The organism is endosymbiont GvMRE of Glomus versiforme (genome assembly GCF_003546845.1).
The window spans coordinates 84,523-97,120 of record NZ_NWVA01000009.1; the positions used below are offsets into that span (position 1 = coordinate 84,523).

The following is a 12,598-nucleotide window of genomic DNA, read 5'->3' on the forward strand; positions in this document are numbered from 1 at the left end:
GTTAAAAGCATTAGAAATTTTTTCTAATTTAAGTTACCAATTTTTCAAATGAGTTAAGGATTGTGGTTATCACAATTAAATAATATGCATTGTCAAAATGCTATTGTTTTAATCTAATTAGTACAAAAAAAACAATCAAAAGATCTCTAATAAAAAAAATACATGATGTTAGGAATTTATATTTGACTTTAATAAATAATTTTATTAATTAAAACATTAATTATTAATTATTAGTTTTCTACTTTTTGTTCTATCTTTTTTCTCTTTTTCTCATTTTTCCTTCTCTTTGCTAGTCAAATCAAAAACGTCATCGATTAGAAAGTGAAGTTTTTTTTTTTTAGCATTCTCCTTTAGCTTCTTAAAAATGTCCTGTTTTAGCTTGCGAACTGAATTCTCCGGTTTTTTAAGTAATTCAGATAACTCTGAAAACTTATAGTCTCGTGAAAATAACTTTAAATATTTTTTAACAACAAGTAGGTTTTTGTTTCTTTTCTCTCCCAAAGAATATTTTTGAAGAGATCGAGGATTATTTATTTTCATTTTCCCTTTTATTTCTTCTTTTTCTTCTTCTGATGCCATATAATATATATCAAGCAGATTATTAGGAATTATCCTATACATTAGTCTAACCAGCAAGATCTCCTTATCATCATTTAAAAGATTGATTAGGTTATTGATTTGAACCACAACATCTTTTTTATGAACTTGCTTATCATTAATCGAATTATTTTCATCATCGTTTAAAATTTCTGCTAGAGAATGACTTTTGTTTTCTTTTTCTTCGCCCTGATGAACATTATCGTAATAAATAATTCTTTTTTTATCTTTAACAGCATGACCCTGATTAATAATTTGATTTTTATTGACAAAGCTCTGAATATACTGTTTAATTCAGAAACCACCATAAGTAGCAAAAAGATTTTTGCTATTAAGATCGAATTTCTCGATAGCTTTTGGTAAAGATTTAATCCCTTCAGCAATTAAGTCTTCATAATCAATGCTTCCTTTTATTCTAAAATAAGAACGGCCACGCACAATATACTTAACCAAATTTCAATTATGAAAAATCAGCTGGCGAATAGCATTTTTTTTTTCCTCTTCGTTTCCTTCTTTTGCAATTTTTAGCAATTCTTTTTCTTTTTCTGGTTTAAGTGTAGTGATTTTATTCATTCTGTTGCTCGTAATTTAGAATAATAAATTTTTTTATATTATTTATTAATTGAAAAAATGTGGAAATAATTTTTCATAGAGATAATGTAGTTTTATTCTTTTCGTTTGGTTGGAAATTAGAGTTCATGCTATTCAAAAAGGACTTATTGTAAGAAGAACTAATATAATAATTATGAATGTTACGATAATTTTCTCTGTTACTTTCATCCGAAAAGAAATATTCTATTGTGTTAACTAACAACCAAAAGTCTCGCTGTTGGGCACAAAGAGAAATAATTTTATTTTCTTTTTCTTGTATCATTTCGTTACAATGAGTAACTAATAAAGAATGAACATCAAAAGCAGGAAAGAGAAATTTATAGTTAACAAAATAAGGTTCTATTTCTTTCTTGTCCAATTTTGTTAACAAACTCAATTTTTCAATCAAAAAGTTTCGAATATTTATTTTGAATTTTTGGAAAAGGCTAACTATTTCCCTAATGAATCTGCTGTTTCTTTGGGGATTTTCCTTCAATTTTCAACTGGTAAAATAATAGTTAAGAATAAATAAATAAGGATTATCTCTTTCTTGAAGAATATTATGAACAATTTCTTTATCAAACTGGTGGCAGATATCATCTGGATCACCTTCATACTTATATTTTATAATTTCACATTCGATTTCTCGAAGCAGTAGTTTAATAGAGATATTGATAGTTGCTTCTCTGCCTGACTTATCGCCATCCAAAAATAAAATAATTCTTTTTTTTAACTTACCTAAAAGTTTTATTTGTTCCTCAGATAAATTAGTTCCTAAAAGGGCTACACAATTTTCAATTCCTAATTTTGCTAAACTAATTATATCAAAGAATCCTTCTACTAAGTAACATTCCTCTTCTCGGGTTTTTTTTGCTATAGAGTAATTATATAACAAAGAAGACTTATGATACTGCTGATAGTTAGGTAAATATACATATTTAGAAAAAGATTTATCTGTACTACTTCCATTATCGTTACTTTTTGATGCTAACTCAATCTTTCGGGCTGCAAAACTCACTATTTTTCCTTCGGAATCGACTAAAGGTATGATTAATTGCTGAGTTAGAAAAAAATCGCAAGCTTGATTGTTATTATTTATTGAGACAAGATTAGTAAATAATAAATCTTTTGGGGGAAAACTATCACTCTTTTGCAAAAAAAGCAGATTGCTAATCTGTTTGTTGTTTATACTACAACCCAAAAAAAATTTACCAATTAATTTTCTATCTATTTGTCGTTTATTTTGGAGATAATCAAGAACTTTTTCCCCCGATCGAGTAAATAAATTATGCTGATAAACATCTTTTACTAGAGAAAACAACTCCGACAGTCTATCTTTATTTTCTTCTTTTTTTTGCTCTATTATTTGCAGTTCTTCCTTTGAAAAATAACCTAATTTACTAATTTCTACTAGCGTTTTTTTAATTTCAAACTCTTTTAGTTCTTCCTCGTTTATCAAATTTGGATTTTTGTATTTAGCTCAAAAAATAAAGATATTATTTGCTTTAAATCCGCATGAGAAGCAAGTAAATATTTTCCAGTGAGGCTCAAAACTTAAACTTGGATTTTTGTCAGCATGAAAAGGACAAAGAAAAAAAATACTTCTACCTTTTTGCTTAGGAATAAAATTTAATTTATTAGTTAGTAAATGAAGAATATCGTTAGCATTTAGCAAGTCCTTATAGTTCATTAATGAATTTTGTGGTTAGTAGATAACAAAAAACTTTTGCTTTTATTAGTTAGTGTTGATCTATAGTTAAAAATGTGTTAGAAAGTCTAGTTTAGCATAGCAGATTTTTGTTGTAAAAAATTTAGAACATATTGTAAATCTAAAAAAGTTACTTAATAATAAAATAACATATATAACTGTAAAATAATATAACAATGAATATAATAAATAACGATACTAATTTAATTGAATCAACTATTGTTGAAAGAAAAGAACTATGAGATAAAAACGGCAAAAAATATTTAATACTGGAACTAGAAAGCGGAGACGTTATTTTTGTTTTTGATCCTAAAGTTGAAGAAGATAAATGAGAATGATTGCAAAAAGATAGACTGATTATTTTTGAAGTTGAAGAAGGAAAAAAAGATACGGGGTCTAAATTATTAGTAAACTACACTATTAAAACTTAGTAAGTAGCAAATTTAAGCTTGTTCTGTAATACTGTTAAAAAAAATTTAACAGGTTAACAAGTCTCGACGTTTCTTAGCTGATCTTGGTTTTTCCTTTGAGTTAAGGATAGGCAAGGAATTAATATAGGAAATGAGAGTTTGTTGCTTATTTTACGAAGCGCCTCTCTCAATAATTTATCTGGGTAGTATTTTTTTATAATAGTGATAGTGAGATAGTGGCAAAATTAGAAAATTTTTCTAATTCTCTTGATGCTTATAAGTTTGTTATTAACATCATCAAACTCAAAAATAGCTCCGTTAAATTGTCCATTATCTTCGTGAGGTCTCATTTTAGCTGGTAATCCGCATTTAGCGCGCTGAAAAATTACCTCTGGTTTGGCACCGATAACCCCACTATAAGGTCCGGTCATTCCTAAATCAGTAATAAATCCGGTCCCTTTTGATAATATTCTTTCATCAGCTGTTTGGACGTGGGTATGAGTTCCCCACAAAGCACTTATTTTCCCATCAAAATACAAAGCTAGAGCAATTTTTTCCGCGGTGGCTTCAGCGTGAAAATCAACTAAATAAATATCACAATCTTGTTGTTCTAGCTCTTTTAACTTTTTCTCTAAAGCAAAGTAAGGATTTTCGGCAGCCGCGGGCATAAAAGTAGTGCCAATCAAATTAATGACACAGATTTTTTTTCTTTTTTGGATTTTTAAGTCAACTGCTTTTACAAAAAACCCTTTACCAGGGTAGTTAGGATAAGGATTAGAATTGAGTGGTCGTAATAAATCAGGAGTTTGGTTGATAAATTCTCGGGTTTTTTCTCAATGAAAAATGTGATTGCCCGAAGTCATAATATCAATTAACACCTTTCCTTCTTTGGTAAACTTTAACTCTTGATAATGAGTATAGGATATTCCTTTTCCATGAGTAACATTTTCGACATTAGCAATAACTAGGTCAATTTCATGTTCTTTTTTTAATTGTGGTAGGTATTTATCAATAACTTTCCGTCCAGTTTCACCAAATACATCGCCAATTGCTAATATTTTCATTTAATTTATTTTTTAAACATTTATCACTTGTCAAAGCGATGTTAAATTATGAAACTAATTTGTTTTATATCAGCACTAAGGACCTAGCTGAATGAATAGAAAAAAACGATTTAAAGACAAAGAAATTCGTTGAAGTAAAATTGAGATGAAAAAGAGAGAAAGACAAAGAACCTAATTTTTTTTCTGATACGGAATTGTTACTAGAACATCAAGATATTGTTCTTTTAAAAGTTATTAACAATAATCATGCTTTTTTTTTAGCCAAAAATTACCAACTCGAACATCAAAGTATTTGTCAGAAGCTTTTTCAAGAAAAAAAAAATATTATAATTATTAGTGAAGAACAATGAAAATGTTGAGAAAAAAAAGAAGGACAATTAATTGTTTTGTTTAAAAATAAAGAAATCATTAAAAATAGTTTAGAAAAGTGACTAAAAAAACTAAAAAATTTTTAAGCATTGTTTATCTCCATCAAAATTTCATTATTGTAAAGCTTATTAAAATTATTAATAAAATATGCTTTCTTCTTCTATTAAATTAATTGATCATAGAGATTTAGCTAAAAGTTTAGATCTATGGATATTTGACAACAAAATTGGTCAAGGACTACCTATTCTTTTATCTAATTGAGTAGTTATTCGTAATAAAATATTTGAATTCTTGCGAAAAAAACAGAAAGAATATGGTTTTCACGAGGTAATTACCCCAGTTTTAGGAAGCGAATATTTGTATAAAACCAGCGGTCATTTGGCTCATTATCAAGATTATATGTTCCCTGCCATTAGCCGTAATAATGAAACTTTTTATTTACGACCGATGGCTTGTCCTCATCATTGTCTTATTTACCAACAAAAACCCCGTTCCTACCGCAAATTGCCATTCCGCTTGTGCGAAAATTCTCTTCTTTTTCGTTATGAGGCTTCGGGAGCATTGAAAGGTTTAGAGCGCCCCCGCTGATTTGAACTAGCTGACCACCATATTTTCGTGTCGCCCGAGCAATTAAAGGAGGAATTAAAAAATAATTATCGTTATATTGCGGATATTTTAGCTGCGTTCAATTTCCCAATTTCACGGCTGGTTTGTGCTCTTCATGACCCTGATAATTCGGAAAAATATCATTCGGATAAGGAATTATGAAAGTATTCAGAGGATATTCTAATTAGTGCTTTGAATGAACTGAAATTAAATTATGTTATTCTCAAAGGGGAAGCAGCTTTTTATGGTCCGAAATTAGACTTAGAAATAACAGCAGCGGATGGCAAAAATATTACTATTTCTACTATTCAACTAGATTTCATTTTACCCAAAAAATTTGGCTTAAATTATATCGACTCAGAACAAAATTTAAAAATCCCTGCTATTATTCATCAGTCTCCTATTGGCTCTTATCAGCGTTTTATTGCTTTATTATTAGAACAAACTCAAGGTAAATTGCCTTTTTGGTTAGCACCTTGTCAAATAGCTATTTTACCTTTAAATGAAAAAAAAGAAGTAAAAAGATATTGTGAAGGTTTAGAAAAAAAACTAAATAAAATTAGTTTACGAGCAAAAATTATTTATTCTAAAAAATCTCTTGACTACCGCATTCAGCAAATTTATAAAAAAAAAATCCCTTATTATTTGGTAATAGGTAATAAAGAAATAGAAGAGATTAGGAAGTTGAAAAAGGAACAAAATAAAAAGGTAGAAATAAAATTAATATACACTTATTCACTTAATAAGTCAAAAACGGAAAGGCTAACTGAAAAAGATTTATTTAGTAAATTAAAAAAAGAAAACAGAATTTCCTAGCTGTTGTCTATCATTTCTATTGATGGTTTCGTCTGATTAGAGTTATTCTTAAAACATCTTAGTTCCAAACGAAACAATAAAATAAGATATATTTCGCACATAATCATGAAAAAAAAAGAGAATAAAACATTACTTTTTGAAGGACAGCAGCAATTACAAAAATACAAGAGTATGATGATTTCTCTGAAGGAAAAGCTAAAATTATCTAGATTAGATGGAGATTCCTCGGAGAATGGTGACTCCATAGCATTGGAAGAAGAAATTGGAAGACTACGAGTCATAACTAATTTCCTTGAAAATAGGCTATTAGTTATGAAAAATGCTAACGTTAGACAAGCCAACAAAACCATCACTTATAAATTGCTAGAAACCGGTGAAGAAAAAACTATTCGGCTGACTGATAATTGAGAATCTGACCCTGGTCAAGGCGAAATTTCTGTTACTAGTCCTATCGGAGAGATTTTAATAGATGGAAAAGTAGGAAATACGTATGAAATTAAAACAAATCAAACCAATTATAAAGTAAAAATAATTTCAATAAAACAAGGTTAATATATGTCAGTTCGTTTTTTGCTTTTCTCAGGTAATTTAGTCGATGAGGGAAATTTTTATCTATTAGAAACTAAAGAAAGCATTATTCTGCTAGCAAGCGGTAAAGGGCTTCTTCCGGTAGAAACTAAAGAACAAAAAATCGGTCGTGATTATTTAAAGGAGAATATAAACAAAGTTAAAGCGATTATTGTTAATAACACTAATTGACAAAACATTAGCTTACTAAAAGATGTATGTTACGATTTAAAAAATTCAATTCCTATTTATACCAGTTCTTTCAGCAAACTGATTCTTTTCTCTATTCCTCTTAATCTCAGGAACAAGATAATTATTGTAGAAAAAAATAAAGAAATAAAAATAGGTGATTTTTTTTGCAGCTTTTTACTTCTCGGTAGCCATTTGGTTGGCAACTTGGCGCTCAAAATTAATTATCTTGAGTACAGTTTTTTTTTCTTAGAATCATTTGCTTTTAGTAACTTAATAGATAACAATCTTCTTTTTCCTTTCAATTTCCTTGAAGATTTTTATGAATTTTTGAAACAGAGAAATAAAAGCACCTACTTAATTACCAGTTGTAAAGGACTTAGATGAAAAAAAAATAATTCTCTTTTCTTCGCTACTAAGGACTTTTTGAAACACGACAAAATTCTGTTTTTTATTCTTTATGATTTTGACTGATTGCATATTCTTGAGTTATTAGAAATAATGCAAAAACAGAAAAAAAATGTTTTCATTTTAAACAGAGAATTCTCTGCATTAATTAATCGTATATTAATCAAAGACCCACTTAACAAAGTAATCAAACAACAAGAAGAAAATGAAATAATTAAAAATGAGACTGTTTATTTATTAGTGAGTAACCCAGAAAATATTGAAAAAAGAATAAAAGATTGTTTGGATAACTTTTCTCCAAGGATAAAAAATAACTTTCATTTTGTGGTGGGTACTCCCCCAATAAAAGGTGGAGAAGAAAAGTTAGCAAGATTAATTGACTATTTATATGTTCAAAGTCCAGAAGTAACTAATTTAAGCAAAAAAGATTATGTAGATTTAGGAACTAGTTTTTATGATTTCAAACTGCTAATAAAACTATTGAAGCCAACTGAAGTGATTACTTTACAAAATAGCTATAAAGATAGTAATTTTTTTGTCCACTTGTCAGGAAAGTTTTCTCGAATCAAAAATGGCCATGCCTGGGAACTTCCAACAAGAAAAATTTCCTTGCTTGAAAAACAAAAAACCTCAATAAATTTAGAAGAATTGTTAATAAAACAAAGAGAAAGCATTAGAAAAACAGGTTTGCTGATCGTTTTGTTTGTTACTGAATGAAATAAGGAAACACTTGAACTAAAAAAAATAAGAATAGAACCTTTAGCCATGAATTTGCTACTAAATATTTCTGAACTAGAAAAAAAAATAAAAAATTGATGAACAGATAGACTAGTATATGGCATAAAACCTTCTGATCCAGAAAAAGTGAGAAAAAGAGCTATTGAAAAGAGATTAAATGAAAAAATTAAGCATTACCTTAGTTTAAAACAAAACATAGATTTAGAAGAATGTATTATGCTTTTGTTTTATTCGTCATCACTATAAAAATAAAGAAATTAGTGTAGCTAGTAGCGTTCAAGGTATACTCTCTATGTAAAAAGCCTTTTGATAAATAAAACACTGTAAAGATCTAGAATAAAAATAACATAGTAAAATGAAAAATAGGCTTACCAAAAAAAATATTGTTTCTCTAGCTGAAAAATCTCTAAAAGAAGTTAAAAATAGTCAATGAGTAGAAAATGTAAAAAAAGAATACCTAGGAAAAGAAGGTGTAATTACTCATTTTTTTAAGATTATTTCTCGAGAAAAAAAAATAAAAAAAAAAAAAGAGATAGGTATTTTGCTTAACGAATGAAAAAAGAAGTTGGTCGAAAAAATTATTAGTATAGAAAAAAAATTAAAGAAAAAATATCAAATAGAAGGAATTAAAAGCAGTATAGACATCTACTTAGAAGGCAAAAAAAATCCTCTTGGTAATTTTCATCCACTAACTCAAATTATTCAAGACATTTATGATATTTTTTTGCCGCTTGGTTACAGAATTGTGAAAGGTCCAGAAGTAGAGACTGAAGAAAATAATTTTACTTTACTAAATATGCCATCTGGTCATCCTGCTCGAGATATGCAAGATACTTTTTATCTTAAAAATAATTTTCTTTTGCGTACGCAAACTACTGCTATTCAGCCGCGACTAATGAAAAAAAATCCTAACACGGAGTTAAAAATTATTAGCATAGGAAAAGTCTATCGTCGTGACGAAGATGATTCCACCCATACCCATCAATTTACTCAATTTGATTGTTTTGTAGTTGGTAAAGATATTTCTTTTAATTATTTAAAAAAAACTTTGGAGTGATTGGTTAGAAAATTATTTAATAGAAATCAGATTATTCGCTTTCGTCCTTCTTATTTTCCTTTTACCGAACCTAGCATTGAAGTAGATTCTCTTTGTTCCTTATGTCGTGGAAAGGGTTGTGGAACATGCAAAAAAACTGGTTGAATAGAAATTGCAGGAGCTGGTTTAATACACCCTTCCGTTCTAAAAAATTGTAGTTTTAATTCACGAAAGTTCACAGGCTTTGCTTTTGCTTTTGGCTTAGAACGCATATTAATGTTAAAGTACGGAATAGAAGATATTCGACATTTTTATACAAATGATGCTCGCTTTTTGCACCAATTTAGAATGAATAACTAATATTTTTTTTGAAAGTTACTTTTTTTAAGGCAATGTTTCATTTTTTGTTAGTTAAAGTTTTATTATCAAAATCAAGGTCATAATTTTCATCATCAACAATATTTAACGACTTATTATTCTTTAAAAATTCGCGAAGAATAAAGCTGTAAAAAGCATTTGAGACATAAAGGTCAAAGTAACTAATCAATAATTTATCTAAGCTAGAAATATCATTCAGCGAAACAAATTTAGAACACAATGAAGAAATTAAAGAGTTTTTTCTCTTAATCTCTCTTTCGATTTTTTGATAATTATCCTGAGTAGCAAGAGAAGCTTTAGGAACTTTTTTTTTTAAAGTTTGAACCATCTCACTAAAATCTGTAACTTTTAAACTTTTTTTAATTGAGGTTATTAAAACAGCGTTTCTAAATTCAAGTAATTCTTTGAATTTTTCATCAAAATCTTTTTGTGTAATACCATCAGAAAAGATTGTAGTATAATTTTTATTAGTTAATTCATTTAATGATTTTATTTTTTTATCTAACTCCGATAAAGAATTAGCTTCTCACCATTCAATTTCTGGAAGATAAGGAAATAAAATATCATGTGTAATTCTTGCACTTTCCTCTTCGCTCAATATTTTAATGAGTTTTGTTCTTCGTTCATGCTCTCGTTTAAATTCTTCAAGACTAGGAATATCAGTAACTTTCTGAGATCGAGTTAAATAAAAAATAGAACCAATGAATGCTATGATTATTAATAATCCACTTATTATTCAGACTAAATTGCTAGTTTTTTTTTTAGCTTCTAACTGCTTCATTATTTTTGATATAATATTATTTTTATGAAAATACTCTCCGTATCACGGCGAAAAAACACAATACAAGATCTAATTTTTCTAATTTCTGTACCGACTGTTCTCCCTAAATCCACCTAATAGATTTCTTCTTCTTTTGTATTTATATTACTCATCATCTATACTATCTCATAATTTCACTTCTTTCTGATAGTTTTTGCTCTTTTCTAGTTCTTGATAAAAACCTTTTATATGAAAAAAGTTTTCAACATTCCGAAAAGGGTTAATGTTAATTCGGCTAAAATCCGTAATTTTTCGATTATTGCTCATATCGATCATGGCAAATCGACTTTAGCTGACCGCTTATTAGAAAAAACTAACCTAAAAAATAGCAACCAAACTCTAGAAAGAGTACTTGACAGTCTTTCTCTTGAAAAAGAAAAAGGTATCACTATTAAACTAAATGCTGTGCAATTGTACTATCCTCTTGAAAGTTCTGAACCCTATATTTTTAATCTAATTGATACGCCTGGACATGTTGATTTTATGTATGAAGTTTCTCGCTCTCTAGCAGCTTGCGAAGGAGTAATATTGCTGGTGGACGCCGTGAAAGGTATTCAGGCCCAAACCCTTGCTTACTATGAGATTGCTAAAAACCTTAATTTAAAAATCCTGCCGGTGATTAATAAAATTGATTTACCTCATGCTCAATTGGACATGACTAAAAACCAACTTGTTGAACTTCTTGATTGTCAAGAAAAAGATATTTGCCTAATTTCGGCCAAAACCGGTAAAAATATAGACTTACTACTGAAAAAAATTATTGTAGATATTCCCTCTCCAGAAAGCAATGATAACTAGAAAAAAAAAAATAAAAATTGTAATTTCTACCATTATACTTTTTTCTCACATTATTTCTATAATTCTTTCCTCTTGTTACGATAAAGCGCGACAATATGCAAAGGGAAACCAAGTTCAACTAAGTGAACTAAGATATTGATTATGATTTTTTACTTGATGATCATCTTGAGCCTCTTTATTAACTATTCCATGATGCATTCATAAGTTATTTTCTTTTAAAAAGAGTGGTCTTAGTAGATGTGAACAAATATTAGATATGATGATCGTAGAGAGTAATTTAATAAGCGGAGTGCTTTTTCTTTGCGGGGGCTTTTACTTCACTGTCCGTACAGCGTTCTTTCCGTCAATTATAGTGATGCCTTTTATCGGTACAACCAGGACAATCTATGTTTATCTTCTTTACAATTTTTTTTGGCATCTTTTAGCTCCTTTTTTAACATTTTATTACTTTTTAGAATACTGTCAAGTTGACAAATTGGTAATAAACAAGAAATGGTTAGTTATCAATTTTTTTAATCCTTTTTTCTACTTTGCTTGTGTAATGATACGACCAATGTTAAAGAATATCAATTATTATCCAAAACTTGAAGCTTATACCTACCCTCAAAATTATCCTTATCCACCTTTTTTTTGAGCGGCAGGTTGTCATGCAAGCAAACACGAAAAACTAGAAAACAATAGTTTGTTTTATTTTTGAAATAACTGATCTGTTTGAAAAAAAAGATTATTTTGAACACTAATAATTATCACCACTTGATGATTTGTATTCTCGTTTTTATTTATTTTCTTAATGGGACTTAAGAAAAAAATAAAGATGTCTACTAAAATGTTCCTCAAATGTCTATAAAATTTCTATATATTAGCAATGCAAGTATGAACGAAAAACTAAAAATCACTATTTATGGATATGATAAAAATACGGTCGAAGAAGCTACTAGATTAATTACTAATCATCTTTCCTTTTCTAGATCATCATTTAAAGGGCCTATTCCTTTGCCGAATAAATATAGGTCTGTCACTTTACTAGCTTCCCCTTTTAAGCATAAGAGAGCACAAGAAAAATTTGGTCAAGAAAATCATAAACGGGTAATTTACCTCTTTGATTTTTCTTCTAATATCCTGAAATCTCTTAAGAGTTTAGGTCTACCTAATACAATTAATTTAGAGTTCTGAGATTTAGAACTTAAGAAGGATGTATAATATTAAATAAATCATTAAATGTTTTGTTTTAATCTTTTCCAATAGGTTCAAAATAACTTAACCGGAATATAGTATTTATGGGAATCTAATCGGAAAATTTGCCGATTAGTAGCAAATTTTCTTTTTGTGGCTTGCATAGAAAAAGAACGATTATTACCAGCTAGTGGTTTGATTTTCTTACCTAATATTTTTTTGCCTTTTGTTTTACTCATATGAAAAATCTTTTAAAATTGTTAGAAGATAAAAATCTTTTTATTTTAGTCTTTTTTACTATAATGCTTTTTAGTTGTTTTCTTTGAACAT

At 28.4% G+C, this 12,598-nt stretch carries 14 protein-coding genes; 8 read left to right on the forward strand and 6 right to left on the reverse strand.

Going from position 1 to position 12,598, the window contains the following annotated elements; all coding sequences use genetic code 4:
• Positions 1-216: 216 nt before the first annotated feature.
• Complete coding sequence (locus GvMRE_RS11090; protein WP_147411309.1) at positions 217-1,170, reverse strand: sigma-70 family RNA polymerase sigma factor; 954 nt, start codon at positions 1,168-1,170, stop codon at positions 217-219.
• Positions 1,163-2,878 (reverse strand): toprim domain-containing protein, encoded by a 1,716-nt coding sequence (locus tag GvMRE_RS11095; RefSeq protein WP_147411310.1) that lies wholly within the window; start codon positions 2,876-2,878, stop codon positions 1,163-1,165. Before GvMRE_RS11095 ends, GvMRE_RS11090 begins: the two co-directional genes overlap by 8 nt.
• A gap of 194 nt (positions 2,879-3,072) precedes the next feature.
• Between GvMRE_RS11095 and GvMRE_RS11100 the strand changes: the two genes are divergently transcribed.
• Positions 3,073-3,327 carry a single stranded DNA-binding domain-containing protein gene (locus GvMRE_RS11100; protein WP_147411311.1) on the forward strand — a complete coding sequence of 85 codons (255 nt, stop codon included), beginning with the start codon at positions 3,073-3,075 and terminating at the stop codon, positions 3,325-3,327.
• Positions 3,328-3,551: 224 nt separating this feature from the next.
• Here the strand turns inward: GvMRE_RS11100 and GvMRE_RS11105 are convergent, their stop codons facing one another.
• Positions 3,552-4,370 carry a TIGR00282 family metallophosphoesterase gene (locus GvMRE_RS11105; RefSeq protein ID WP_147411312.1) on the reverse strand — a complete coding sequence of 273 codons (819 nt, stop codon included), beginning with the start codon at positions 4,368-4,370 and terminating at the stop codon, positions 3,552-3,554.
• 38 nt (positions 4,371-4,408) lie between these two features.
• On the opposite strand from GvMRE_RS11105, the gene GvMRE_RS11110 reads away from it, so the two are divergent.
• The 5 genes from GvMRE_RS11110 to pheS all read left to right on the forward strand — a co-directional run bounded on the left by GvMRE_RS11110 (position 4,409) and on the right by pheS (position 9,459).
• Positions 4,409-4,825, forward strand: coding sequence for a hypothetical protein (locus GvMRE_RS11110; protein WP_147411313.1), 417 nt, complete (start codon positions 4,409-4,411; stop codon positions 4,823-4,825).
• A gap of 61 nt (positions 4,826-4,886) precedes the next feature.
• Positions 4,887-6,161, forward strand: coding sequence for a threonine--tRNA ligase (gene thrS, locus GvMRE_RS11115; RefSeq protein ID WP_147411314.1), 1,275 nt, complete (start codon positions 4,887-4,889; stop codon positions 6,159-6,161).
• 171 nt (positions 6,162-6,332) lie between these two features.
• Complete coding sequence (locus GvMRE_RS11120; RefSeq protein WP_172575387.1) at positions 6,333-6,713, forward strand: GreA/GreB family elongation factor; 381 nt, start codon at positions 6,333-6,335, stop codon at positions 6,711-6,713.
• Positions 6,714-6,716: 3 nt separating this feature from the next.
• A complete protein-coding gene (locus tag GvMRE_RS11125) occupies positions 6,717-8,309 on the forward strand; it encodes an MBL fold metallo-hydrolase (RefSeq protein ID WP_147411316.1) in 1,593 nt (530 codons plus the stop codon).
• Between the two features lie 109 nt (positions 8,310-8,418).
• Entirely contained in the window at positions 8,419-9,459 is a 1,041-nt protein-coding gene (gene pheS / locus GvMRE_RS11130; protein WP_147411317.1) for a phenylalanine--tRNA ligase subunit alpha, read from the forward strand.
• Here the strand turns inward: pheS and GvMRE_RS11135 are convergent.
• Positions 9,443-10,258, reverse strand: coding sequence for a hypothetical protein (locus GvMRE_RS11135; protein WP_147411318.1), 816 nt, complete (start codon positions 10,256-10,258; stop codon positions 9,443-9,445). The two genes, pheS and GvMRE_RS11135, sit on opposite strands and share 17 nt — an antisense overlap.
• Positions 10,259-10,486: 228 nt before the next feature.
• On the opposite strand from GvMRE_RS11135, the gene GvMRE_RS11140 reads away from it, so the two are divergent.
• Complete coding sequence (locus GvMRE_RS11140; protein WP_147411319.1) at positions 10,487-11,095, forward strand: GTP-binding protein; 609 nt, start codon at positions 10,487-10,489, stop codon at positions 11,093-11,095.
• Between the two features lie 277 nt (positions 11,096-11,372).
• On the opposite strand, the gene GvMRE_RS13980 is transcribed toward GvMRE_RS11140, so the two are convergent.
• Positions 11,373-11,513, reverse strand: coding sequence for a hypothetical protein (locus GvMRE_RS13980; RefSeq protein WP_172575388.1), 141 nt, complete (start codon positions 11,511-11,513; stop codon positions 11,373-11,375).
• 455 nt (positions 11,514-11,968) lie between these two features.
• On the opposite strand from GvMRE_RS13980, the gene rpsJ reads away from it, so the two are divergent.
• Complete coding sequence (gene rpsJ / locus GvMRE_RS11145) at positions 11,969-12,295, forward strand: 30S ribosomal protein S10 (protein ID WP_172575389.1); 327 nt, start codon at positions 11,969-11,971, stop codon at positions 12,293-12,295.
• A gap of 14 nt (positions 12,296-12,309) precedes the next feature.
• Here rpsJ and GvMRE_RS11150 read toward each other — a convergent pair whose 3' ends face one another.
• Positions 12,310-12,507: a large ribosomal subunit protein bL28 gene (locus GvMRE_RS11150; RefSeq protein ID WP_147411321.1), complete on the reverse strand. Its 198-nt coding sequence runs from the start codon at positions 12,505-12,507 to the stop codon at positions 12,310-12,312.
• Between the last annotated feature and the right edge of the window lie 91 nt (positions 12,508-12,598).